This is a genomic window from Blastococcus saxobsidens DD2, assembly GCF_000284015.1.
In the GTDB taxonomy this organism is placed as follows: domain Bacteria; phylum Actinomycetota; class Actinomycetes; order Mycobacteriales; family Geodermatophilaceae; genus Blastococcus; species Blastococcus saxobsidens_A.
Window position 1 is genome coordinate 1,775,384 of record NC_016943.1, and the last position, 24,125, is coordinate 1,799,508.

26 protein-coding genes are annotated in these 24,125 nt (G+C 71.9%); 16 read left to right on the plus strand and 10 right to left on the minus strand.

Features of this window, described 5'->3' with window-relative positions; translation table 11 throughout:
- The first annotated feature begins 108 nt into the window (after window positions 1-108).
- The 5 genes from BLASA_RS08280 to BLASA_RS26240 all read left to right on the plus strand — a co-directional run bounded on the left by BLASA_RS08280 (window position 109) and on the right by BLASA_RS26240 (window position 5,751).
- Entirely contained in the window at window positions 109-870 is a 762-nt protein-coding gene (locus BLASA_RS08280) for a TnsA-like heteromeric transposase endonuclease subunit (protein ID WP_014375339.1), read from the plus strand.
- The gene (locus BLASA_RS08285) at window positions 867-2,912 is read left to right on the plus strand and encodes a Mu transposase C-terminal domain-containing protein (protein WP_014375340.1); all 2,046 of its coding nucleotides are present in this window, start codon (window positions 867-869) and stop codon (window positions 2,910-2,912) included. Before BLASA_RS08280 ends, BLASA_RS08285 begins: the two co-directional genes overlap by 4 nt.
- Window positions 2,909-3,976, plus strand: coding sequence for a TniB family NTP-binding protein (locus BLASA_RS08290; RefSeq protein WP_014375341.1), 1,068 nt, complete (start codon window positions 2,909-2,911; stop codon window positions 3,974-3,976). The genes BLASA_RS08285 and BLASA_RS08290 overlap by 4 nt, the downstream gene beginning before the upstream one ends.
- Entirely contained in the window at window positions 3,976-5,169 is a 1,194-nt protein-coding gene (locus BLASA_RS08295; RefSeq protein WP_014375342.1) for a TniQ family protein, read from the plus strand. Before BLASA_RS08290 ends, BLASA_RS08295 begins: the two co-directional genes overlap by 1 nt.
- Before the next feature lie 186 nt (window positions 5,170-5,355).
- Window positions 5,356-5,751: a hypothetical protein gene (locus tag BLASA_RS26240; protein WP_166486515.1), complete on the plus strand. Its 396-nt coding sequence runs from the start codon at window positions 5,356-5,358 to the stop codon at window positions 5,749-5,751.
- A gap of 303 nt (window positions 5,752-6,054) precedes the next feature.
- Here BLASA_RS26240 and BLASA_RS08305 read toward each other — a convergent pair whose 3' ends face one another.
- Window positions 6,055-6,390, minus strand: coding sequence for an ArsR/SmtB family transcription factor (locus BLASA_RS08305; protein ID WP_051004915.1), 336 nt, complete (start codon window positions 6,388-6,390; stop codon window positions 6,055-6,057).
- A 454-nt stretch (window positions 6,391-6,844) separates the two neighbouring features.
- The gene (locus BLASA_RS08310) at window positions 6,845-7,894 is read right to left on the minus strand and encodes an IS110 family transposase (protein ID WP_014375649.1); all 1,050 of its coding nucleotides are present in this window, start codon (window positions 7,892-7,894) and stop codon (window positions 6,845-6,847) included.
- Between the two features lie 275 nt (window positions 7,895-8,169).
- Between BLASA_RS08310 and arsB the strand changes: the two genes are divergently transcribed.
- From arsB to BLASA_RS08330, 4 genes are read left to right on the plus strand one after another with little or no spacing between them, the layout of a single operon-like run.
- Window positions 8,170-9,072: an ACR3 family arsenite efflux transporter gene (gene arsB / locus BLASA_RS08315; protein WP_231839579.1), complete on the plus strand. Its 903-nt coding sequence runs from the start codon at window positions 8,170-8,172 to the stop codon at window positions 9,070-9,072.
- Window positions 9,069-9,725, plus strand: a complete 657-nt coding sequence (locus tag BLASA_RS08320; protein ID WP_014375651.1) for an arsenate reductase ArsC — start codon at window positions 9,069-9,071, stop codon at window positions 9,723-9,725. Before arsB ends, BLASA_RS08320 begins: the two co-directional genes overlap by 4 nt.
- A 13-nt stretch (window positions 9,726-9,738) precedes the next feature.
- The gene (locus BLASA_RS08325) at window positions 9,739-10,161 is read left to right on the plus strand and encodes an arsenate reductase ArsC (RefSeq protein ID WP_041775679.1); all 423 of its coding nucleotides are present in this window, start codon (window positions 9,739-9,741) and stop codon (window positions 10,159-10,161) included.
- Between the two features lie 25 nt (window positions 10,162-10,186).
- A complete protein-coding gene (locus tag BLASA_RS08330) occupies window positions 10,187-10,633 on the plus strand; it encodes a low molecular weight phosphatase family protein (protein WP_014375653.1) in 447 nt (148 codons plus the stop codon).
- On the opposite strand, the gene BLASA_RS08335 is transcribed toward BLASA_RS08330, so the two are convergent.
- From BLASA_RS08335 to BLASA_RS25875, 3 genes are all read right to left on the minus strand, one after another.
- The gene (locus tag BLASA_RS08335) at window positions 10,598-11,917 is read right to left on the minus strand and encodes an MFS transporter (protein WP_014375654.1); all 1,320 of its coding nucleotides are present in this window, start codon (window positions 11,915-11,917) and stop codon (window positions 10,598-10,600) included. The genes BLASA_RS08330 and BLASA_RS08335 overlap by 36 nt on opposite strands.
- Window positions 11,918-11,996: 79 nt before the next feature.
- The gene (locus BLASA_RS24165; protein WP_231839580.1) at window positions 11,997-13,523 is read right to left on the minus strand and encodes an FAD-dependent oxidoreductase; all 1,527 of its coding nucleotides are present in this window, start codon (window positions 13,521-13,523) and stop codon (window positions 11,997-11,999) included.
- Between the two features lie 28 nt (window positions 13,524-13,551).
- A complete protein-coding gene (locus BLASA_RS25875) occupies window positions 13,552-13,761 on the minus strand; it encodes a hypothetical protein (protein WP_014375656.1) in 210 nt (69 codons plus the stop codon).
- Window positions 13,762-13,927: 166 nt separating this feature from the next.
- Here BLASA_RS25875 and BLASA_RS08350 point away from each other — a divergent pair, with 166 nt between their 5' ends.
- From BLASA_RS08350 to BLASA_RS26410, 3 genes are all read left to right on the plus strand, one after another.
- Entirely contained in the window at window positions 13,928-14,284 is a 357-nt protein-coding gene (locus BLASA_RS08350) for an ArsR/SmtB family transcription factor (protein WP_014375657.1), read from the plus strand.
- Between the two features lie 352 nt (window positions 14,285-14,636).
- Entirely contained in the window at window positions 14,637-14,930 is a 294-nt protein-coding gene (locus BLASA_RS08355; protein ID WP_231839581.1) for a thioredoxin family protein, read from the plus strand.
- Window positions 14,931-15,287: 357 nt separating this feature from the next.
- Window positions 15,288-15,593: a hypothetical protein gene (locus BLASA_RS26410; RefSeq protein WP_331371092.1), complete on the plus strand. Its 306-nt coding sequence runs from the start codon at window positions 15,288-15,290 to the stop codon at window positions 15,591-15,593.
- A 112-nt stretch (window positions 15,594-15,705) separates the two neighbouring features.
- Here the strand turns inward: BLASA_RS26410 and BLASA_RS08360 are convergent, their stop codons facing one another.
- Entirely contained in the window at window positions 15,706-16,131 is a 426-nt protein-coding gene (locus BLASA_RS08360; RefSeq protein ID WP_014375661.1) for a heavy metal-responsive transcriptional regulator, read from the minus strand.
- An 86-nt stretch (window positions 16,132-16,217) separates the two neighbouring features.
- Between BLASA_RS08360 and merA the strand changes: the two genes are divergently transcribed.
- From merA to BLASA_RS08380, 4 genes are all read left to right on the plus strand, one after another.
- Window positions 16,218-17,585, plus strand: coding sequence for a mercury(II) reductase (merA, locus tag BLASA_RS08365; protein ID WP_014375662.1), 1,368 nt, complete (start codon window positions 16,218-16,220; stop codon window positions 17,583-17,585).
- Between the two features lie 185 nt (window positions 17,586-17,770).
- A complete protein-coding gene (locus tag BLASA_RS08370) occupies window positions 17,771-19,009 on the plus strand; it encodes an MFS transporter (protein ID WP_014375663.1) in 1,239 nt (412 codons plus the stop codon).
- Window positions 19,010-19,383: 374 nt separating this feature from the next.
- Entirely contained in the window at window positions 19,384-19,764 is a 381-nt protein-coding gene (locus tag BLASA_RS08375; RefSeq protein WP_014375664.1) for a cation transporter, read from the plus strand.
- Window positions 19,761-20,495 (plus strand): ZIP family metal transporter, encoded by a 735-nt coding sequence (locus BLASA_RS08380; protein ID WP_014375665.1) that lies wholly within the window; start codon window positions 19,761-19,763, stop codon window positions 20,493-20,495. The genes BLASA_RS08375 and BLASA_RS08380 overlap by 4 nt, the downstream gene beginning before the upstream one ends.
- 70 nt (window positions 20,496-20,565) lie before the next feature.
- On the opposite strand, the gene BLASA_RS25880 is transcribed toward BLASA_RS08380, so the two are convergent.
- The 4 genes from BLASA_RS25880 to BLASA_RS08400 form a co-directional block, all read right to left on the minus strand.
- Window positions 20,566-20,877 carry a plastocyanin/azurin family copper-binding protein gene (locus tag BLASA_RS25880; protein WP_014375666.1) on the minus strand — a complete coding sequence of 104 codons (312 nt, stop codon included), beginning with the start codon at window positions 20,875-20,877 and terminating at the stop codon, window positions 20,566-20,568.
- Window positions 20,878-21,109: 232 nt separating this feature from the next.
- Window positions 21,110-22,435, minus strand: a complete 1,326-nt coding sequence (gene efeB / locus BLASA_RS08390; protein ID WP_014375667.1) for an iron uptake transporter deferrochelatase/peroxidase subunit — start codon at window positions 22,433-22,435, stop codon at window positions 21,110-21,112.
- 118 nt (window positions 22,436-22,553) lie between these two features.
- Entirely contained in the window at window positions 22,554-23,429 is an 876-nt protein-coding gene (locus BLASA_RS08395) for a cytochrome c biogenesis CcdA family protein (protein WP_014375668.1), read from the minus strand.
- Window positions 23,426-24,040, minus strand: coding sequence for a TlpA family protein disulfide reductase (locus tag BLASA_RS08400; protein WP_231839582.1), 615 nt, complete (start codon window positions 24,038-24,040; stop codon window positions 23,426-23,428). Before BLASA_RS08400 ends, BLASA_RS08395 begins: the two co-directional genes overlap by 4 nt.
- Window positions 24,041-24,125 lie beyond the last annotated feature (85 nt).

Here is a 24,125-nt window from a genome sequence, read left to right on the forward strand (position 1 = left end):
TGGACCTTGCGAAGTCCGGACTTACCTTGCGAGTGATCTTGCGACGTCCGGAATTAGCTTGCGAGTCGCTACCGGGATCGGGCCGACCGCTGGCGAACACTGTGACGGGTGACACAGTCACCTCGGGCGGCGGAGGCCGCTGACTCACTGCGCGCGGACGGTTTTCAGGTCGGCTACCTGACCGAGGACGGCGCCGAGCTCCGGGTGCCGTTGGCCGAGGCGTGGACGGTGGCGTTCGAGCACGGAACGCCGGTGCGCCGGTTCGTATCGCGCAAGGGGCAGCGGCACCTGAGCGGGCTGTGGTGGTCTTCGTCAACCGGCGGCCACGTGGGCTTCGAGTCCTGGCTCGAGCGCGACAACTTGATGTGGCTGGACTTCGACCCGACCGTGGTCGGCATCGCATCCCAGCCGTTCTGGCTGCGCTGGACCGGCGAGGCGGGCGAGCAGGCATCGCACGCACCGGACTTCTTCGCCCGGCGGGCGGACGGCTCGGCGGTGGTCATCGACTGCCGGCCGGTGGAGCGTCGCAAGCCGCGGGACGTGGCGAAGTTCGACGCGACCGCGAGGGCGTGCGCGCTGGTCGGCTGGGAGTACCGGCTGCTCGGCGCCCCGGAGGCGGTCGAGACCGAGAACGTGCGCTGGCTGGCCGGCTACCGGCATCCTCGGCACCGGCTGCCGGAGAGCGTCGAGGCGCTGCGGCGGGTGTTCGCGACGCCAACGCCGTTGATGGCCGGTGCGGAGGCGGCGGGCGACCCGATCGCGGTGCTGCCGGTGCTGTTTCACCTGCTGTGGTCGCACGAGTTGACCGCGGACGTGTCGGTGCCGCTGCATCCGGAGACGCTGGTGAGTCCCGCGGCGGGCACGCGATGACGCCGGGACGGGCCGCGGTGCTGCGGCCGGGCGACCGGGTGCACTTCGACGGCGGCGAGCACCAGGTCATCGCGCTGGCCGGCACGTCGGTGCGGCTGCGCGCGGGCGACGGCACCGAGCAGGTGGTGCTTGCCGGCTACCTGCTGGCCTCCCCGGAGTTCGCGGTCATCGGCGGCGCGCCGGCGCCGGCGGTGCAGCCGTTCGGGCTGCTCGACCGGCTGCCGGCCGGCGTGCTGGAGGCGGCGCGGGAGTGGGAACGCCAGGTGGTGGAGGTGGAGACCGGGCTGCCGCCGAACCCGCCGTCCGGCGCGGTCCCGCGGGCGGGCTATGACCCGGCGACCACGACGCTGCGCCAGCGCGAGGAGGCGAAGGCGGCCGAGCTCGCGGTCAGCGTTCGCACAGTGCAACTGCGCCGGGCCCGCTACGCCCGGCAGGGCCTGTGGGGACTGGTGGACCAGCGGGCGGCGCGGGAGTGGGAAGCGACCGGACGGGTGGATGCGCGGCTGGTTGAGGCGGTCCGGGAGGTCATCGAGGCGGAGACCGACACCTCGACCGGCACCCGGTCGCGGCTGATCCGCCGGGCGGCCAAGGCGGTCGAGGCCACCCACGGGCCCGGGGTGGTGCCGCTGCCGGGCCGGACGACGTTCTACCGGCTGATCGACGTCCTGGCCGCCGGCCGGCACACGTTCGGCTCGGCGGTCACCCGCAGGCAGACCGCCAACCGCCCACCGGGGGTGTTCACCCCCAGCCACGCCGCCCGGCCGGGGGCGCAGGTGCAGATCGACTCCACCCCGATCGACGTGCTGGTGCTGCTGGACAACGGGACCCCGGTGCGCGCCGATCTGACGATCGCGGTCGACGTCGCCTCCCGCACCATCTGCGCGGCGGTGCTGCGCCCGGTCGGCACCAAGGCGGTGGACGCGGCGCTGCTGCTGGCCCGGATGCTGGTGCCCGAGCCGATGCGGCCGGGCTGGCCGGTGGCGCTACGGATGGCCGCCTCCCGGCTGCCGCACGCCCGGCTGGTCGACATCGACGCGCGGATGCAGTTGGCCGCGGCCCGGCCGGTGATCGTGCCGGACACCATCGTGATCGACGGCGGCAAGGTGTTCCTCTCCGACACGTTCACCCGCGCCTGCGCCCGGCTGGGCGTCTCGGTGCAGCGGGCGAGGCCGCGGACGCCGACGGACAAGCCGATCGTCGAGACGACATTCGAGGCGATCAATTCTCTGTTCTGCCAGCACGTGGCCTCCTACACCGGCTACAACACCACGCTGCGGGGCACGGATGCGACCGGCGCCTGGACGCTGCCGGAGCTGCAGGACCTGCTCGATGAGTGGCTGCTGGCCGGCTGGCAGACCCGCCCGCACGACGCGTTGCGTGACCCGCTGGCACCGCGGCGGGCGCTCTCGCCGAATGAGATGTATGCCGCGCTGGTCGCCGCCGCTGGCTACCTGCCGCTGACGCTGGCCGGGGAGGACTACCTGGAGCTGCTGCCGGTGGCCTGGCGGGCGATCAACGCCTACGGCATCCGGATCGGCTACCGCACCTACGACAGTCCTGAGCTGGGCCCGTGGCGGCAGCAGCACTCCGGGGTCACCGCCCGCCGCGGGTTGTGGGAGGTGCACTACGACCCTTATGACGCCACGCACGTGTTCGTGCGCACCGCCGAGGGCTGGCTGACGGTGCCGTGGACCCACCTGCCAATGGTCTCGGCGCCGTTCGCCGAGTTCACCTGGCGGCACGCCCGGCGCCTCGCCGCCGAGGCAGGTCGGGACGACACCAACGAGACCGAGGTCGCCCGGGTGCTCGATGACCTGCTCACCCGGGCGCAGGCCGGCCCGGTGGACAAGGTCAGCGACCGGATCGCCGCCCGCACCCGGGTCGCCGCGGCCGCGCACAGCCCCCCATCCCGGGACGATGACGCGGACGCGGACACCGCCGCGCCGGAGGACGTCGAGCGGGATGACGGCCGCGACGGGCGGCTGGCCACGGTGATCCCGTTCGGGGTCTTCGATGCCGACGCGGAGGCCGACCGGTGGTGACCGACCCCGACGGCGGCATCGACCCGGGCGGGGTCGAGGATCCGCTGACCACCAAGGAGGGCTGGCGCCGCTTCGTCGACCGGCAGCCGAGCCCGCCGGCGCTGCTCGAGACCGCGGCGCTGGCCGGGCTGCCACCCCGGCAGCGGGAGGCCTACGACCAGGCGCGGCGGGACTACCACGCCGACCTGCCGCTGGCGAACACCCCGACGATCCAGCAGCTGATCGCCACCGCACGGCTACTGGTCCAGCTCAACCGGCACCAGATCTCCGCCCGCCGCGGGGTGATCGTCTCCGGCGCCTCCGGGACCGGGAAGACGACCGCGCTGACCCAGCTGGGGCGCACCCACGAGCGGCGCACCCGCCGGCGCTTTCCCGAGGATGAGCACCGGCTGCCGGTGCTCTACGTGACCGTCCCGCCGGCGGCGACCGCGCGGATGCTGGCCGTGGAGTTCGCCCGCTTCCTCGGCCTGAGCTTCACCGCCCGGGCGAACCTCACCGACGTCACCGAGGCGGTCTGCACCACCGCCACCCGCACCCGCGTGGAGCTGGTCTGCGTCGACGAGCTGCACAATCTCAACCTGGCCACCCGCGCCGGCGCGGAAGTCTCCGACCAGCTGAAGTACTTCGCCGAGCGGCTGCCGGCCACCTTCTGCTACGCCGGCATCGACGTGGAGGCGCAGGGCCTGTTCGCCGGCGTTCGCGGCCGGCAGATCGCCGGCCGGTTCACCGTCATCCCGGCCACCGCGTTCGCCTACGGCACCACCGAGCAACGCGAACAGTGGCGCGCGCTGATCGCCACCATGGACGGCACCCTGCGGCTGCACCGCCACCGCCCCGGTGACCTGCTCGCCCTCGAGGAGCACCTCTACCGGCGCAGCGGCGGGATGATCGGCAGCCTCTCGCAGCTGGTCCGCGGCGCGGCGATCCTGGCCATCGAGGACGGCAGCGAACGCATCACCCGCGAGCTGCTCGAGACCGTCCCGGTCGACTACGCCGCCGAACGCGCCGCCACCCCGCCCCGGGCGGTCGGCAACCGGGGCGGCCGGAAGCAGGCCGCGGGCTGATGCCCCCGCTCCGGTTGCCGATCCCGGTCCCGCCGGCCCGGCACGAGACGCTGGCCTCCTACCTTGCGCGGCTGGCGAACCTGCACGGGATGGCGCCGCGCGAGCTCTGGGAGCCGATCAGCACCCCCCGCCCCGGATCCGCCCGGCGCGACGCCCTCGCGGATCGGCTCGCCGCTCTCACCGGCCGCCCAACCTCACACCTCGCCGGGGCGCTGCCCGAGTTGCGCGACCCGCCGCCAGACTGGGCCGCGTGGCGGCACCAGCCCCAGCCCGGCTGCCCCCGCTGCGACGCCCGGCACGGCGGGGGAGCGGTGGCCCGACTGCTGCCGCACCACCGCTACGTCTGCACCCGCCACCGGTACTGGATCGGGCCCCCGGACGCCGGCCAGCCGGCCACCGCTCTCGGCGACAACCTCGACGACGACCTCGACGACGTCGTCTGCGCCCAGCGGCGCCACCTGAGGCTGCTGCGCCGACACGGGCCGGCGGCGACCTTCGACGCGGTGCTGACCGGGTTCCTCATCTGCGGGCACCTGTGGGCCGACCGACCCGACGCCGACACAGTCTCCTGGCAGCTCCGATGGGAGGGCCGCACGAAGCTACTCATCCCCGTCGGAGCAGAGGCGGTGACGTTCAGCGCCTCCCGGCTGTTCGCCGCGGTATATCCCGAAGCCGTCACCCTCGCGGCGGTGCTCGCCTCACCGGCCTGGCGGCGGCTGGCCAGCGGCAGCCCCGAGCAGCAGCGGCGGTTCCGCACCGAGATCGGCCGCCTGCTCGCCCACCCCGGCTATCAGCCGCCCGACGGCGGCGACGCGATCGCGCACTGGATGAAATACGACAGCCACCGCCCGCCGAGCCGACCCGAGAAGCTCTTCCCGGACACCCGCGAGTACGGCGCGCTCCGCCCGGCTGGGGCCAGCGCCCAGAGCCAGGCCCGGACCGACCGCAGCGCCTACTGGTTCGGCATCAACCGGCGCGGCGGCAGCACCCTCCTGCACCACCGCCACATCCGCCCAGTCCTGATCCGCGACTGGTCACCCAGGATGGACGGGATCACCGCCACGATCTTCGCCAGCAGCACCACGATCGACCTGCATCGCAAGCCGGAGTCAAGGCTCGACATCGCCGACTCGACGCTACCCACGGAAGACGCCAGCGGCCGCCTGGTCACCGAAAGTGCAACCTTGACCTGAACAAGATCCGCTCGGGCTGTTCGGATCTACCTTGCGAACCGCAGGTCAGGGACGCCACCCAGCGCAATCTTCGACTGAACAGGACACTGCTGGGGGTGACGCTCAGGCGGGGAGTCGTGTCATGAGGGCGTGTGACGATCCGGCGGTCGGTCAGTTGGGCGAGCGGAGGAAGCGGTGGTCAGAACGGTGAGTCGGCAGGCGGCGGCGCTGACGAAGGCGCGGGAGCGACGACGGGCGCTGGACGCCGCCCGTGATGAACAGGACCGTCGGGTCGAGGAGGCGACGGCGGAGGCGCTCGTGGCCCTGGAGGGGCGACGGGAGGCCGAGCAGGCACTGCAAGCGGCCACGGCGGCACTCGGCGAGACGCTGCGCACGCTGCTCGCCGAGGACGTGTCGGTCGAGCGGGCGGCCGCGCTGCTGGAGCTGGATATCGCTGAGGTTCGGCGCCTGACGAAGATGACCGAACGACCCGCGGCCACTCAGGCGGGACCGGCGGCGACGGCAGCCTCCGCGAGCTCTAGGTCGAGGGAGGTCGGGGGAGGCAGAAGCGCTTCACGCGATGAGTCGACCTGCAGGCACTGACCGTAGGTAGGTGGAACCTGGGGCGGTTGTGTACCGGATGCCGGCGCGCCACTCGCCGGTTGGCCAGCGAACCCTTTCGAACTGGGAGGCGCGGTACCACCGGCCGTCATCGTGCAGCACATGGACCGTTCGGGGCGGGTCGAAAGTGCGCCGGCCGGCGTTCGGCTCAAGCACGTCTGCTTCATCGGCAGCAGGGTGCGCTGTCATGCGCGTCGGGCGAGATTGCGCCAGGGGTTGAGCCCTTTCGCGCGTTTTCGTCGACGCGACGTCCCGCTCGACCGGCTTGCCGGGCGGCCCAGTGGCTCAGGCGAGTGCGGCTGCGGCGGGGGTCCGGCCTCCCGGGGCGCCGGTGGCGCTGAGTACGCCGGCCAGGTTGTCGAGGGCGCCGCGGACGAGGGCGTAGTAGGCCCACACGCCGCGCTTCTCCCGGGTCAGCAGGCCGGCGTCGACGAGCACCTTGCAGTGGTGGGAGACCGTTGGCTGACTCAGGCCCAGGGGCCCGGTGAGGTCGCACACGCAGGCTTCGCCGGTGCTGCTGCCGGCGATCAGTGACAGCAGCCGCAGCCGAGCGGGGTCGGCCAGTGCCTTGAGTGTCTGGGCCAGCGCTGCAGCCGCGTCGGCGTTCAGGCCGCCGGTCATTGGGGCCGGAGCGCACGCAGCTGCGTCGGTCGGCTGGTCGAGAACGGTCAGAGCCGCCGGAGTTCGACTGCTGTTCACCTGGGCAGTGTGCCCCGGAGATTGACGCCTGTCGATGCCCGGTGCACAGTCAATCGACGGCGGTCGATGCCTGCCGCGCCCGTCTCGCGGCCGCGGGGCGGCGACCCCCACCGATTAGGAGAGGTTCGCCGATTCCATGAGTGACACCGTCGCGGAGACCCCGCGGCCGATGACCGACCTCGAGACGCCGGTGATGGCGCGGCTGTCGACGCTGGACCGGTTCCTGCCGGTCTGGATCATCGCCGCGATGGCGCTCGGTCTGGCACTTGGTCGCTGGGTCCCGGGCGTGGACGACGCCTTGTCGGCGGTCGAGGTCGGCAACGTCAGTTTGCCGATCGCGGTGGGCCTGCTGCTTATGACGCTTCTATGCCTCGCGTCAAGCCATGCAGGTCTGAAGTTGGCGGAAGACAGACCGGCAGACGTAGCGCTTGAGGCAGCGGCGGATCTCTCGGTTGCTGCGTCCTTCTGCGCGCCGGCGGGCGACATAGTCGCGGGTGGCGGCGTCGTAGCTCATGCGGCTGCGGACGGCGATGTCGAAGGCGCGGTTGAGCTGTCGGTCGCCTGATCGGGACAATCGGTGTCGCGTCGTGTTTCCCGAGGACGCTGGCAGCGGTGCGATGCCACCCAGGGCTGCGAATGCCGCTTCGGAGCGGATCCGCCCTCGGTGGGAGTACGCGCAGACAATGATCGCCGCGGTGACCGGTCCAAGTCCGGGAACCTCCTGCAGGCCGGGAGCGAGCTGTTCGGTCAGCTGACGCAGCTCGCGATGATTGGTCTTGAGCGACTCGGTCTGCTCCAGCACCGCAACCGCGAGACGACGGCCTTCGCGCCGCGCGATGGCCGAGACCTCCGAGGACGCGGCCCGGCTGGTCCGCCAGGCTGCGATGGTGCGGATCTGGGCGTCGGTCAGGGGCTTGCGCGCGTCAACGCCGAGGTCGACGGCGCGCAGTAGCGCGGTGAGCGCGTTGCGGTTGGCGGTGCGCTGCTGGTCGATGATCGAGCGGGATGCCAGGAGAATCCGCAGGTCCGTGCGGGTTCCTGACTGACGAGGCCTGGCGAGAGTGTCGTAGTCGCGGCCGATGACCGAACGGGCTGCTGCTTCGGCATCGAGGGTGTCGGACTTGCCGGCGTGAGCGTGCGTGGACCGGGCTGCTGGTCGAACCTCCGCGACGTCGAAGCCGCGCTCGAGCAGAGCTGCGCTGATGCCGGCGCCGTAGGACGAGGTGCCCTCAATGGCAGCGAGAACGCTGCCCTGGCCGCGGCGCACTATCCACCCGATCGCGCGAGCGTTGCCCGCCTTCGTCGTCGGGAAGGTCGCGGTGTCGATGACTGCTCCCGTGCGGGCGTGCAGGAGGCAGTAGGTGTGCGTGCGGGCGTGGGTGTCGATGCCGACGACGTGCTCGACGGTCTCGGCGACGATGCTCATGAGTCTCCTTGATCGGGCGCAAGTGAATCGATCAGCTCGGACCCGTGGAGTCGCTCAGAGACACATCTGTAATGAGTCACGCCCATCGTTGATCGGTGGGCGGACAGGCTTCTAATCAAGGCATCTGGGCGGGAGGGCCGAACCCCGGCCCGCGCGTGGACAGGTCATTTTCAAGACACCACCGACGGGCGGTGAGTCGGATATACCCGGAGTCACGCGCGCAGGCCGAGGCCCAGCTTCTCAGCCGGCCACGGGCCAGCCGCCATCCATTACAGATGTACCCGGTGCTGGCCAAAGTCCGGTACTCCGAGCTCGACCGCGTGACCGGTGACCGGAAGCTCCTCGGGGCGAGCCTGGTGCTCAACTGGGTGCTCGGTCCGGCGCTGATGTTCGCGCTGGCCTGGCTGCTGCTGCCCGACCTGCCCGAGTACAGGACCGGCCTGATCATCGTGGGTCTGGCGCGCTGTATCGCGATGGTGCTGATCTGGAATGACCTGTCGTGCGGTGACCGGGAAGCCGGCGCCGTGCTGGTCGCCATCAATTCGGTGTTCCAGATCGTCGCCTTCGCCGCTCTGGGCTGGTTCTACCTCCAGGTGCTGCCCGGCTGGCTCGGGCTGGAGACCACCTCGGCGGAGTTCAGCTTCTGGGCCATCGTCGTGTCGGTCCTGGTGTTCCTCGGCATCCCGCTGGTCGCCGGCTTCCTCACCCGCACGCTGGGCGAGCGACGGAAGGGCCGGGACTGGTACGAGGGCACATTCCTGCCCCGTATCGGCCCGGTCGCGCTCTACGGGCTGCTGTTCACGATCGTCATGCTCTTCGCGCTCCAGGGCGACGCCATCACGTCCAACCCGTGGGACGTCGCCCGCATTGCGCTGCCGCTGCTGGCCTACTTCTTCCTGATGTTCGGCGGCTCGTTCCTGCTCGGCATGCGCCTGCGGCTGGGCTACGCCAAGACCGCCACGCTGGCGTTCACCGCGGCCGGGAACAACTTCGAGCTGGCCATCGCCGTCGCCATCGGAACCTTCGGCGTCACCAGCGGTCAGGCACTGGCCGGCGTGGTCGGGCCGCTCATCGAGGTCCCTGTCCTCGTCGCCCTCGTCTACGTGTCGCTGTGGGCGGCACGGCGCTGGTTCCCCGGCGACCCCACCGTTCCCGCTCCCGTTCGGAGTTCGCGATGACGACGGACAAGTCCCTGCCGGGCCTGCTCACTCCGGAGGCCGCCCTGCACCGGCTGGCCGACGACCTGGCCGCCCGCTTCACCGGCGTGTTCGCCCGGGAGACCGTCGACCGGTACGTCTTCGAGTCCTACACCGCCCTGCGCCGCACCGCGAAGGTCACCACTCATCTGCCGGCGCTCACCTCCCGGTTCGCCACCGAGCGGCTCACTGCGCTGGCCCAGGCCAAAGGCGCCATCACCACCGGCGTGCCCGAGGTGCTGTTCGTCTGCGTGCACAACGCCGGCCGGTCCCAGATGGCCGCCGGTCTGCTGAACGCGCACGCCGCCGGGCGGGTGCACGTCCGCTCGGCCGGCTCCCTGCCGACGGCGCAGATCGACGACGCGGTGACCGAGGCGATGGCCGAGGTTGGTGTCGACCTCGGTGCGGAGTTCCCCAAGCCGCTGACCGACGACGTCGTGCAGGCCGCCGACGTGGTCATCACGATGGGCTGCGGCGATGCCTGCCCGGTGTACCCCGGCAAGCGGTACCTGGACTGGGCCGTCCGCGACCCCGCCGGGCTGAGCGTCGGTGAGGTCCGTGCGATCCGCGCCGACATCGACACCCGGGTCCGCGCATTGCTGGCCGACCTCGTTCCCTCTGCCACCCTCAGCTGAAAGGGGCCTTGCCGTGTCCGAGAAGCCCAGCGTCCTGTTCGTCTGCGTGCACAACGCCGGCCGGTCCCAGATGGCCGCCGGCTGGCTCACCCACCTGGCCGGGGACGCCGTCGAGGTGCGGTCGGCCGGTTCGCTGCCCGCCGACCAGGTCAACCCTGCCGCGGTGGAGGCGATGGCCGAGGTCGGCATCGACATCTCCGCTCAGCAGCCGAAGGTGCTGACCACCGAGGCGGTGGAGGCCTCCGACGTGGTCATCACGATGGGCTGCGGTGACGCCTGCCCGATCTTCCCCGGGAAGCGGTATCTGGACTGGGCGCTGGAGGACCCGGCGGGGCAGGGCGTCGACGCCGTCCGTCCCATCCGCGACGACATCGAGTTCCGCATCCGCGGGCTGCTGGCCGAGCTCGGCGTGCCGGCGCCGGCCGCCACCCGCTGATGGCCCAGTGGATGGCTCGCGCCCGGTGAGCGCGCCACAGGTGCTGTTCGTGTGCGTGAAGAACGCCGGTAAGTCCCAGATGGCGGCCGGGCTGATGCGGGCCGCCGCCGGTGACAGCCTCGAGGTCGCTTCGGCGGGCACCCGGCCCGGCGACGCGGTCAACCGACTGTCGGCGCAGTCTCTCCTAGAGGCCGGGGTCGACATCACCGACTCCCAGCCGCGCCCGATCACTGCCAACCTCATCGCCGCCGCCGACGTGGTCGTCACCCTCGGCGGCGAGGCCCGCATCGACCCCGACCTGGTCACTGCCGCCGCCGAGCTCCGTCCGGAAACCCGGTTCGAGACGTGGGTGACCGACGAGCCCTCCGACCGGGGCATCGACGGCATCGAGCGGATGCGGCTCGTCCGCGACGACATCGCCGCCCGCGTCGCCGACCTACGCGACCGACTGCTCGCCGCCTCCGCCAGCTGAGTTCGGCGCCTCCGGTCCGCGGACCCGGTGCGCGGCGACCACGAACACCGCGCCGAGCGCCACCATGCAGGCCAGCGCGGTCAGTGCGCCGGTGCGGGACCCGACGACGTCGGCCACCGCGGCGCCGCCGAACGGTGCCAGCGCAGCAGCAGCGGTGATGGGGGCGGCGAACGCCCCTGCCAGGGAGGCGTAGCGGGCGGGGCCCCACTCCTCGGCGACGACGGTGGCCTGCAGCAGCGTGCCTGCCCCGCGGACCGCGCCGACCAGCACGGCTACCGCAATCAGTGCCCAGGCCGGTCCGGGCACCGCGGCCAGCAGGCCGATGGCGGCCGCCGACGCGGCGACGATGACCACCGCCCGTGTCGCCGGCGCGGTGCGGGCGCTCAGCGGGGCGTAGCCGAGACGCCCCAGCAGTTGTCCGGCACCGAGCAGGCCGAGGGTGGTCGCGGCGAGTGAAGCGGACATGCCGCGTTCGGTCAGCAGCGGGATGAGCAGCGTGACGCTGGTGGCGTAAAGCCCGAACGCCGTCAGCGTCAGCCCGCCGGACAGCAGCCAGAACGCACGGCTGGTCAGCACCGCGCGCACTGCACGGTCACTTTCCGGCGACCCGGCCTCATCGTCGGTCGTGAGGTGCGCGGTGGAGCGGGTGTCAGTCCAAGGGAGGTCGAGGGCGACCAGGTGCAGCGGCACGGTCACCACGGCGAGCACACCGGCGAGCAGCAGGTAGGTGTCGCGCCAGCTCAGCTGCTCCAGCAGCAGGCTCGTCAGCGGCGCGAAGACGGTGCTCGCCAGCCCGGCGACCAGGGTCAGCGCGGTCAAGGCCCGCACCCGGTGCGGGCCGTACCAGCGGGTGAGTGCGGCGAACGCCGGCTGGTACAGCACCGCCGACATCGCGACGCCGGCGACCAGCCACGCCGCGAAGAACCAGCTCAGGCCCGGGGACAGTGCGATGGAGGCGATCGCCGCCGCCGCGAGCACCGAGCCGGTGGTCATCACCGGCCGCGGCCCGAACCGGTCCAGCCACCGCCCGACCGGAATCCCGGCCAGCGCCGAGGCGATCAGCCCGACGGTGAACGCACCGGTCGTCGCGGTCTCCGACCAGCCGGTGTCGGCGGTGATGGTGACCAGCGCGACGGGGAAGGCGTAGTACAGGACGCCCCAGCTGACGACTTGGCCGAGGGCCAGCACCGCGACGATGCGCCAACCCGGGAACGCATCCCCGTCCGCGCGGATCCCCGCAGAGGGCACGCGGGCGGTGGGCCTCAGCTCCTCCCGGCGGGTCACCACGCCAGGCTGCCTGAACCGCGGACGAAGGTAGGGACCGGCTCCCGAAGGTGGCCGCCGGGAGCCGGTCGCCGCAGGGTCAGCCGCAGCACGAGCCGCCCGCCTGGCCACGCACCTCGGCCAGCGGCATCCCCCCGCCATCGGTGTCGGTCTCCCGGCCGCCTCCCACGCCGGTGGCGAAGCCGACCCGTGCCTCACCGTTGGCCCACGCAGCGTGTGCGGCGTCCACCTCGGCCGGAACCTCAGCCGCCGGCGCGGTGCCGCAGCAGCTGCCGCCGGCCGTGGCCGCGTCGTCGTCGGTGAGCGGGAGGGTCACCGAGCACACGCCGGTCTCGGGCAGCACCAGCTGGACCTCGTCCGCGGCGGCGTCGTCGCCGGCGAGGTGTGCCGCGATGGAGCGGACCTGCTCGTTGCCCGTGGTGATGAGGAACGTCGGCGCGCGGCCGTAGGACTTCATCCCCACCACGTAGAGGCCGGGCTCGCCGGGGTGGGTGAGTTCGCGGTGGCCGTGCGGCGGCACCGTGCCGCAGGAATGGAACGCCGGGTCCACGAGCGGCGCCAGCTGCGTGGGCGCCTCCAGGCCGGCATCCAGATCCAGGCGGACCTCGTTCAGCATCGCGACGTCCGGCCGGAAACCGGTCGCGGCCGCGACGTTGTGCACGCCGGGGATACGCCGTTCGCCATCGGCGGTCCGCCCGACCACGGTCACGGTGCCGTCGCCAGCGAGCTCAAGGCCGGTGGTGGAGAACCCGGCGTGGTGCTCAATGGCGCCGGAGAGGACCAGGGAGCGGAGGTCGGTGCCCAGCTTGCCGCGGTCGGGCAGCTGGTCGGCCTCGCCACCGCCGAACAGCCGCCGGGCGTCGGTGCCGCGGATCGCCCACGCGATCTCCGTTCCGGGCTCCTCGCGGGCCAGCTGCGCGAGGTTGAGCAGCGTGTTGGCCGCCGAGTGGCCCATCCCGACCAGCAGCGTGCGGCGGCCGGCGAACCGCGCCCGATCGCTGCCCAACACGTCTGGCAGCGGGCCGACCAGCGCGCCGGCGGCCTCCGCCTCGACCTCACCGATCGCCGGCAGCCCGGAGCCCCCCAGCGGGTTGCGCTGCTCCCAGGTGCCCGAGGCGTCGATGACCGCGGCGGCGCGCACGTCAGTGACCGCGCCACTGGCGTCCTGAACCCGCATGAGGAACGGCCGCTGCTCGCGGCCCAGCGTGCGGGACTTGTCCAGCCCGTCGCGCGTCACCGCCACCACCCGCGTACCGGTACGGACCACGGCATCGCCGAGGACGTCGGCCAGCGGCTCGAGGTAGCCGGCGACCACCTCGGCGCCGGTCGGCGGGACGTCTCCAGCCGGGCGTGTCCACCCGGTCGGGGCGAGCAGCTTCTCCGCCGTCGGATCGACGATGTACTGCCACGGGGTGAAGGTGCGGATGTGGCCCCAGGCGCGGATCGCGGCACCGACGTGGTCCCCGGCTTCGAGCACGAGCGGGGTCAGGCCCCGGTCGGTGAGGTGCGCGGCGGCGGCCAGGCCGACGGGGCCGGCGCCGATGACAACGACCGGCAGGCCGGTCTGCAGAGCAGGAATGCTGGCGGGGGCGGGTGTGCTGGTCACAGGGACGGTCCTCCGGTCGGTGGTCGGGTCAGGCGGTCGCGCAGCAGGCCGGGGAGACGGTGCTGTGGGCGCTGCGGCGGAGTCGAGCGGACGCGTCGAGCGCGCGGCGGGCGGCTCGGGCCCAGCTGCTCGGGCGGCAGCAGGCGGCGATGGCGGCCAGGCGGGCAGCGCTCGCCTCGCGGCGCAGTTCGGCACCGCGGGTCTCGGCCAGCAGCTCCATGGCATAGGCGGCGATCACGTGGGGCTCCTTCCTCACTCCCAGCAGTGAGGCCGGGAGGCGACCTGCTGGCATACGCGTCGTGCAGCGGTACATTGACGTTGGTCAATACGACGCACAGTGCCGGACGTATCGACGGTTGTCAATGCGTTGGTGCGATGGGGCGCCGAGATCGAGGAGAGAAGCGATGACCGTGCGGGAGCTGCCGGTGCTCGACCAGCCCGAGGCGGTCGCCTGCTGCGCGCCGCTAGCCTCGACGGTGCTCAGCGAACCGGACGCCGAGACGCTCGCCCGGCAGTTCGCCGCGCTGGCCGATCCCGTGCGCCTGCGGCTGGTGTCACTGCTGGCGACCGCGGAGGGAGGGGCAGTGTGCGCCTGCGACCTGGTCGAGCCCGCCGGTCGCACGCAGGGAACGGTCAGCTCCCACCTCGGCAAGCTGCGCGATGCCGGGATCGTGGTCAGTGAGAAGCGCGGGCGCAACGTCTGGTACGCCGTCGTGCCCGCTGCGCTGGAGAATCTCCGCGGCGCTCTCGCGCAGCGCTGACGGCGGATTCAGTCGACGTGCGACATCGACGAAAGGGGAGCACGTCCGGCCTCGGGGTACCGGCTACGTGCCCTCGCGCGCCAGACTTTCCGCGGCCAAGGCAACCGAACGAGGCGGGGGGCGATCCGCCGTTGTCAGCGGCGCCCTGGCCGGACACCATGACGGCGTGCTCGCACTACCGGCCGTCTTCGCCGCCGTCCCCGGTCTGCGTCGCTGCGGATGCTGCGGCGGCGTGTTCCGCCGCTGGCGGGTGCGCCGTCTGGCCGCTACGCCAGGTGTTGGAATCTGCGCCGAATGCGCCCACTTCGCGTCCGCTGCCCGGCACGGCTGACCGAAAGGGATCCTCGTGCGAGTGGAACTGCCGTATTTCGATGGCTGCCCGAACTGGCAACTGGCCGACCAGCGGCCACGAGACGCGCTGATACAGGCGGGCCGCGACGACGTGCGAGTGGAGCACCGCCGCGTCACCACGCCGGAGCAGGCACAGGCCGCTGGATTCCGTGGATCGCCGACGGTGCTGGTGGACGGACGGGACCCGTTCGCAGACCAGGACGCGCCGGTGGGCCTGTCTTGCAGGGTGTTCCGCACCGAAGCGGGGCTGGCCGGTGCGCCCACAGTCGAGCAGCTATTCAGAGTGCTGTCGTGAAGTTCCCGGGCCGCAGGCTCGCATCGGGCGGTGCTGAAGTGACGTGCGGCTGCTGTGGGCGGGACCGGCCCCGCACCGGCGTCCACGAACTTGGCGACACCTCCGGCGTGTACGTCTGCTGGCGGTGCGCGCTGTGGATGGCGGCACGAATCGGCCGCCGCCGCGAGCGCATCAGCTGACCGCGGACCGGTATGGGCAATGAGCGTCGAGGACAACAAGCAGCTGGTCGCACGCGCCGTCGCCGAGGTGATCAACGGGAGCAACCTCGACGTGGTCGACCAGCTATACGCCCCCGAGCTTGCCCAGGCCGCACGGGGGTGGGTGGCGCCGTTCCGCGAGGCGTTCCCAGACGTGCGCATGGAGACGGTCCAGCTGGTTGGCGAGGGCGACACCGTGGTCGGCCACTTCCGCTGCTCCGGCACGCCGCGTCTACGAACGGCCGCCATCGGCCGAAGGTCTGCGCGCGGTGCACGGCACGGCCGGCCGCGGTGTTGGCGGCAGTGCAGTCGGTGCACCGGCAGCGGTCCTTCATGTAGGCGACGCGGGTGCCGTGCACGTGCCGAGTACGCGGATGAGTGCAGTCCCGCCTCGCCCGACCCTGAGCGCGCTGGACACGGCGACGTGCTCGCTCGATGGCCTGCCGTCGGGGTCCCTGCCGGCTAGATGACCAATTTTTCAGGATTAGTGGTCGTAGGCGTCAGTGATCGTGGGGATGGTGCGCCGATGTGGTCTTGTGCCAGATGACGCGGCTAGCGCCAGCACGCGTGGCCCGGCGTCAGGTGGTGGGCACGGGCCGCGCAACGACGTCGGCCGGTATCACGTGGCAGACGACAGCGGGGTCACAGGTGGCCGGGTCCAGGGTGCCCGCCCGGGAGCGCAGCCGTTCGACGTCCGCCCGTAACGCGGTCAGCTCGGCGATGCGCCGGTCGAGGTCGGCGGCGTGGCTGTCCAGCAGGGTGAGGACGTGCTGGCACGGAGCTCCGCTGCTCGCCCGTACCGTGATGATCTCGCGGATCTCGGCCAGGCTGAGCCCGGCGGCTTGGGCCGCTTTGACGAATGCCAACCGGTCGACGGCGTCCTCGTCATAGTTCCGGTAGCCGGAGGGACGCCGAGCCGGTGCGGGAAGCACGCCGGCGGATTCGTAGAACCGGATCGTCTTGGTCGTCAGCCCGGTTCGGGCGGCGAGCTGGCCGATACGCACCGGCGCACCCTACGACTTGACCTTCCAGTGCAGTGGAAGCCCTAGCGTCGGCTACCAGATCATCGAGCCAAGCGGAGGAGCGGCACGTGGATGCAGTGGATCTGGTCGTTATCGGAACCGGCGGGGCGGCGATGGCCGCCGGCATCGAGGCGCGCTCGCGCGGCAAGTCGGCCGTGCTGGTCGAGCATGGACCGCTGGGCGGGACCTGCCTGAACATCGGTTGCGTACCGAGCAAGAACCTGCTCGCCGCCGCCGGCCGGCGGCACCGTGCACAGGCCAACCCGTTCCCGGCCGTACCGACCGGCGCCGGCGACGTGGACATGGCCGCACTGACCGAGCAGAAGCAGGAGCTCATCGACCGGCTGCGGCAGCTCAAGTACGCCGACGTCGCCGAGGCGCACGGTTTCCCCGTCCGGTACGGGCACGCCCGGTTCGTCGACGAGCAGACCCTCGAGGTCGACGGGCAGCCACTGGTGGCGCCTGCGTACGTGGTGGCCACCGGCGCGGCCCCGCACATCCCCGACCTGCCTGGCCTGGCCGGCGTCGACTACCTGACCTCCACCACGGCGATGGAGCTGACCCGGCTGCCGGAGTCGCTGGTCGTGCTGGGCGGCGGCTACGTCGGGCTGGAGCAGGCGCAGCTCTTCGCGCACCTGGGCGTGCAGGTCACCGTCGTAGGCCGATTCGCGCCGCACACGGAGCCCGAGATCGCCGCGGTCTTGCGCGAGGTGTTCGCCGACGACGGCATCACCGTGGTCGAGGAGCGCGGGGTGGCCGTGGCCGGCAGCGCCGACGGCGTCGTGGTCACGACAAGCGGCGGCCGAGAGGCGACAGGGCAGCGACTTCTGGTGGCCACCGGCCGGTACGCCGACACCGGCGACCTGGGTCTGGAGGCGGCGGGGGTGAAGACCGATGAGCGGGGCTTCGTCGTCGTCGACGCCCATCAGCGCACCACGAATCCGCGGATCTTCGCCGCCGGCGACGTGTCCCGAGCGCCGCAGTACGTCTACGTCGCCGCGCAGACCGGGCACGCCGCTGCCGCAGGAGCGCTCGGTGCGCCGACAACCGTGGACTACCGCGGACTGCCCGGGGTGACGTTCACGACGCCGCAGCTGGGCGGCGCCGGCCTCACCGAGGAGCAGGCGCTGGCGCGCGGTCACGCCTGCGACTGCCGGGTGCTCGGCGCGCAGGACATCCCGCGGGCGCTGGCCAATCGGGACACCCGGGGCGCCCTCAAGCTGGTCATCGACGCCGACACCGGACAGGTGCTGGGCGTGCACGCCGCACTCGACGGCGCCGGCGACGTCATGCTTGCCGCCACCTACGCGATCAAGTTCGGGCTGACCGTCGACGACCTGGCCGACACGTGGGCGCCGTACCTCACGATGAGCGAAGCGCTGCGTATCGCCGCCGGACTGTTCCGCACCGACAAGCCGACCAGCTGCTGCGCATGAGCGGAGGCATCGTGGTGAGCGCTGCGGGTCGGTTGCGTTCACTCAGGTGCCAGTGTCGGAGTGCCTGGACGGCAGAACGAGGAGGCGCCGACGTTCACCAGGACGGCCAACCCGGCGAGGGCTGAGCGAGGCTTAGCCGCGGACGGTCGGGCAGTGGAACCCCGGTGACGAAGGACAGGAGGGGCGTGGCGGGCGACGAGCGGCGGCCGGGGATGCGCGCCGTGCTGGCCCAGCCGGACTTCCGGCGGCTGTGGACGGCGCGCACGGTCAGCCAGTGGGGCGACATCTTCAGCTTCGTCGCGCTGGCCATCCTGATCTATCGGCTGACCGGCTCGGGGTTGGGCGTGGCGGGCGTCGTCGTCGCCGAGATCGTCCCGGTGCTGCTCATCGCCCCGATCGCCGGGGTGGTCGTCGACCGACTGCCCCGCGTCCAGGTGATGGTCGTCGCCGACGTACTCCGCGCCGCCCTGGCTGGCGTTCTGGTGGTCTGGCACGACGACCCGCTGGTCATCTACGCGGTCGCGTTCGGGCTGTCGGCCGGCGCGGCATTCTTCAACCCGGCCGCCAACAGCGTGCTGCCCTCGGTCGTGGCCGACCGGGAGATCGTCGCGGCCAACAGCGCCGTCTGGACGGCGGCGGTGCTGTCGCAGATCCTGCTCGCGCCGCTGGCCGGCGGGCTGGTCGCCGTCGTCGGCCCCGGCTGGGCGTTCGGCGTCAACGCCGCGAGCTTCCTCGTCTCGGCGCTGGCGCTGCGCGGACTGCGGCTGGTCGCGCCGCCGCGTGAGGTCGGCCGCCGCCGGCTGCTGGCCGAGACCCGCGAGGGTGCGGCGCTGGTCGGCCGGGACCGGCTTCTGCGCGCGCTGGCCATCGGCCAGCTGCTGGCCGCGCTGTCGGCCGGCGCGACCAGTGCGCTGCTGGTCGTGCTGGCCGCCGAGCACCTGGGCGCGCCGGCGAACGCCTACGGGATCCTGGTCGGCGCGATCGGCGTGGGTGCCGCCCTGGGCCCCACTCTGCTGCTGCGGCTGATTCCCGACCCCCGGCGCCCGCTGTACGTGTTCGGCCCCTACGTGCTGCGCGGCCTGGTCGACCTGGTGCTGGCCTCGGTCCGGTCACTGCCGGTCGCCGCCGCCACTCTGGCCGTGTACGGCGTTGGAACCTCCACCGGTGCTGTCACCTTCAACAGCCTGCTGCAGTCGCACGTCACCGACGGCACGCGCGGGCGGGTCTTCGCCCTGATGGACCTGCTGTGGCAGACCGGGCGCCTGGCCAGTCTCGGCGTCGGCGGGCTGCTCGCCGACACCGTGGGCATCCGCGCCGTCTACTACCTCGGCGGCATCCTGCTGCTGCTTGCAGCCGCCGTCGGCTTCGCCGCCAGCCGCACGCCCCCACCCTCGCACGAGGCAGCCTCCCCGAGTCCGGACTGAGCAACGGCCAGACCCGGTCCGCCGATGTGCACTTCAGTGGCTGGGGCCAGAGCGCACCTGCAGCCCGGTGAGCAGCCCGCGGCCACGGGCTTCGATCTCGTCGCGGATGGACCTCACCGACCAACCTCGTGCAGCTGGCTCCTCCAGGACAAGTTGAGGTAGTACGTGCCCGGGAAGACAGAACCGGCGTTACCGCAACCCATGGGTGGCCCTGGGTGAGCGGGACTTGATCCTTTTGGTCGCCCGGTTGCCGCCGACCTGCACCCATCCGCGCAGCCACACCTCGGACGTGTGTCGTCGGGGGTCTCACCAGTTGGAGACGCAGCAGACGCGGCGAGGCCGATTAGGCCAAGAAACGCCGCACCCTCAAGGGGGTGGTCGTCACGTTCCGCGTGCTGGCCGCCTACGTGACGTTCGAGGGCGTTCGCAGCCTCGTGGGCGGCGAGGAGCCCGGCACGTCGGTTGTCGCCCTGGTACTGCTCGCCGCCTCCATCGTCGTGATGCCGCTCCTGGCTCGCGCCAAGCGCCACGTCGGCGAGCGGCTGCGGGACCCGCTCATCCTGGCTCACGCAGCCGAGACCCGTATCTGCGTGCTGCTGAGCATCTCCACCTTGCTCGGCCTCGGCCTCTACGCCGTGGTGGGATGGCCGTGGCTCGACCCGGTGTCCGGCTTTGTCATCGCAGCTTTCTCCGTCCACGAGGGCCGTGAAGCCTGGGAGGGCGAGCTGGACGAGGACGACGAGGAGGAGACGTGAGCGGATACCTGCTCGTCCTCGGCCTCGCGGCCCTGCCCGCGGCCGGGAACTTCGCCGGGGGAGTGCTCGCCGAGACGTTTCGCGTCTCTGAACGGACGCTGAGCCTCGCGCTGCACCTCGCGGCCGGCATCGTCCTCGCCGTCGTGGGCCTCGAGTTGATGCCCGAGGCCCTGGCGGCGGATCTCCCGTGGGTGCCGCTGTTGGCGTTCGTGGGCGGAGGCGCTGCCTTCATCGGCCTGGACCGAGCCATCGGCTTCATCCAGGTGAGGATGGGCGGGGGTGAGAAGCAGGGGAGCGCACTGGGGATCTTCTCCGGCGTCTCGCTGGACCTGTTCAGCGACGGCGTCATGATCGGCACCGGCACGGTCCTCAACCCGGCTCTGGGCCTTCTCCTCGCCCTTGGGCAGGTCCCCGCCGATGTCCCGGAGGGCTTCGCGGCCATAGCGACGATGCGCAGGGCCGGCATCAGCCGCGTTCGACGGGTGCTGCTCGCGGCAGGCTTCGCCGTCCCGATCTTCCTCGGCGCCACGCTCGGCTACTTCGCCCTCCGGGACGCCCCCGAGATCGTCACCCTGTCGGTCCTCGCGTTGACCGGTGGCGCGCTCACCGCCGTCGTGGTCGAGGAGATGATCGGAGAGGCGCACGAAGGCGAGACCTCACGGCTGGGGCCCATCTTCCTCACCGCCGGGTTCGCCATCTTCGGTGCCATCTCCGTCTACGTGGGGGCGTGACCGAGAACGGCCCATGGCGCTGCGGCCAGGCGGGGAAGGCTCCCAGCCGATTCGGCGGTGGCTCGGCGGGTCAGTCCGCTGCCACGGTCATGACGCCGGTCTGCCCCATGCCGATGTGGAACGAGCAGTCGAACAGGTAGTCGCCGGCTTCGTCCACCTCGAACTCCACCGTCTCGCTGCGGCCGGGGCCGATGACGGAGATCTCCTCGGTGATGTCCTGCGGGTTGCCCCCGGGAGTGAATCGGAAGCCGTGCGTCAGCTCATCGGCGACGCTCTGCACGGTCAAGCGCACCGGCCCGGTTGCCACGGTGACCGTCGCAGGGGTGAACACGTAGTCGTCGCTCACCTGGATGGTCAGCTCCTGTACGCCGTCGGCGCCCACCGCGACAACTCCCGGGACGGCTGCAGGAACCGGAGAGGAAGCTGCCTGCTCATTCGTCCCGTCGCCTGCGCCGCAGGCGCTCAACGTCAGCACGAGGAGTCCGACGAGTGCGGAACGTCGGGCCTTGTTGTCCACTGGTTGTCCTCGCTGAATGTCGTGGTGGGGAGCACAAGAGGCCAATGCGGTCGCGGCGGCTGTACCGCGCTTCATTGGGCGGTGATATGGGTCGACGTCAGGTGAACAGTGCTCGTCCCCACCAGTCGTCACCGGATTCGACTCCCGGAGGACAGGCGAAGACCGCCGAGGAGGTGTGCTCGATGAACTGGTTCAGGGCATCGCCGGCCAAGTTCCGCTGCACCTGCACGAAACCCGTCTCCGGGTTGCGCTGGTACGCGATGAAGAACAGTCCGGCGTCGAGCCGGCCGGATCCGTCCGATCCGTCGACGAAGCTGTAGCCGCGACGGAGGATGGCCGTTCCGGCGTTCGTCGGGTTGGACAGCGCGACGTGGGAGTCGGCCGGGATGGCCGGCTTGCCGTCGACGACGTGGGTGAGGTCCACCGGGTCGAACTCGGCGCGCTGCCCCAGCGGCGCGCCGCTACCCTTGCGCCGTCCCATGGCGGCCTCCTGGCGCCCGAGGGGGACGGTGTCCCAGTGCTCGACCAGCATCCGGATGCGTCGGGTGACCAGGTAGGAGCCGCCGGCCAGCCAGTCCGCTCCCGGCCCACCGTCACCGGGAGCCACCCACACGAACCTGTCGAGGGCTTGCCCGTTCTCGGCCTTGAGGTTGTTCGTGCCGTCCTTGAAGCCCATCAGGTTGCGCGGCGTGGCCTGCTCGGTGCTGGTCGAGGAAGTCCGGCCGAACCCGAGCTGCGACCAGCGGACACTGACCACCCCGGCACCCAGCCGCACGAGGTTGCGCACGGCATGCACCGCGACCTGCGGGTCGTTGGCGCAGGCCTGGATGCACAGGTCGCCACCGCTGATCGCCGGGTCGATCCGATCCCCGGCGAACTCCGGCAGCTCGACCAGCGCCGCGGGCTTGCGTGCGGCCAGGCCGAACCGGTCTCGGCCGTCGGCGGTGGTGAACAGCGTCGGGCCGAACCCGATGGTCAGCGTCAGCCCCGACGCCGCCAGCCCGAGCGCCTCCCCGGTGTCGTCGGGAGCAGCGTGCTCATTACCGTCGACGGCCCCGACCGGGCCGGCGTCCTGCCCCGCGGTCATCCGCCGGGCGGCCTCCGTCCAGGTCTTGAGCATCTCGACCAGGTCGTCCCGGCTGTCGGTGGTGACGTCGAGAGCGATGAAGTGCAGCCGGTCCTGGGCCGGGGTGACGATTCCGGCCTGGTGCCTGCCGGTGAAGGGGATGGCATCCGCAGCATCGGATCCGGGGGCAACTGGTGCGGTGGCTGTGCCGGCCGTGGCCCGTCCGAGCACCCCACCGGTGGCTCCGGCAGCGACGATGCCGAGCGTCCCGCCGCCGGCGAGCCCCAGGAGTCGACGGCGGGACATGCCTCGGGGGTGCGCAGCGTGGCGTTCGCTGGAGTCAAAATCCGTACTCATGGACGAGAGGCTCGGCCGATCTGTGCGTCGGGGACAGCTGGCAAGGACCCTACTATCGAAGCTAGGAGCCGGGTGGGGGCTCCTGCTATTCCTGCCCACCGGAGAAGCGACTTCTCGGTCACAAGGCGGACGTGCTCAGCCCAGTGGCGCCCAGCCAGGCCCGCAGCCAGATCATGAGAGCGTCCCACCAGCCGGTCAGCAGCAGGATTCCCAGCAAGATCATCAAGCCACCGCCGATCCGCATCACAGTCGGGGCGTGACGGCGGGCGAAGGCCGAGAACGTGAGGGCGCGGCGGGCGCCGAGAGCGACCAGGACGAAGGGGATGCCGAGCCCGAGGCAGTAGGCGAGGGCGAGGACGGCGCCGCGGCCGGCGGATGCCTGGGTGTAGGCGAGGGTGTTCACCGCGGCCAGGGTCGGGCCGAGGCAGGGCGTCCACCCGAGGCCGAACACGACGCCGAGGACCGGGGCGCCGGCCAGGCCGGCCGGCGGCCGGTGGTGGATGCGGCGTTCGCGCATGAGCCAGGGGATTGCGCCGAGGAAGGACAGCCCCATCGCGATCACGACGACGCCGGCGACCCGGGTGAGCAGCGGAGCCCACTCCAGCAGCAGCCGGCCCAGGCCGCCGAACAGTGCGCCGAAGGAGACGAAGACGGCGCTGAAGCCGGCGATGAACAGCAGGGAACCGGCGAGTACCCGGCTGCGGCCGGCGGCTGCCGGCCCGGCCTGTGATGAGGACGTGCTGCCAGTCTCGGGGGAGCGGTCGGCCGGTGCCGTCCCCGCGGGGCTGCCGCCGGCAGGTTGCGGAACCCGGGGCTGGCCTGCGGTGGCCTGGGAGCCGGCGAGCCCGGCGACGTAGCTGACGTAACCGGGGATCAGCGGCAGGCAGCACGGGGAGGCGAAGCTGATCAACCCGACGAGCGCTGCCACCGCGATGGCGAGCAGCAGCGATCCGTCGGTGACGATGCCAGCGAAGGTCGCCGCGAGCTCGCTCACGCCTCGGTCTCCTCGATCAGCAGCTCCACCGCAGCGCGGAGGTCATCACCGCGGACCTGGCCGGTGTAGACGGCGGCGACCCGGCCGTCGCGGTCCAGCAGGATGGTCGAGGGCACCACGTTGGCCGGGAACCCGCGGAACGCCATCGCCACCTCGCCGCGCGGATCGAACACCGACGGGTAGGCCACCCCTAGCCGCTCGACGAAGGCGACGGCCATCTGCCGCTGGTCCTTGACGTCGATGCCGAGGAACTGCGCGCCGCGGTCGGCGACGTCGGCGTGCACGGCCTGGAACTCCGGCGTCTCCACTCGGCACGGTGTGCACCAGGATCCCCAGAAGTTGATGACGGCGACGTCTCCGGCGAGGGAGGAGGACTCGAACGGGGTGCCGTCGAGCAGCTCCCCTGAGAACGCAGGGGCCGGCGCGCGCCGCTCCTCCGGGATCACGGTCGCGGCGGCTGTGGGCTCCCGGAATTCGAACTCACCGGTGCCCCCCTCGTCGCCGGTCAGCCCCGTGGAACAGCCGAGGAGCGCGGTCGAGCTCAGCGCTCCGGCGGCGATCAGGAAGATGCGACGGTTGAGCATGCGGTCGGAGCCAGCTGTGCTGGTCACCGCGGTCGCCGGTCATCGCGGGATCGACTAAGCACGCTAGTAAGTTACAGGCCCTCCGGTAGCGCCGCGATCGTCCACCGTGTGG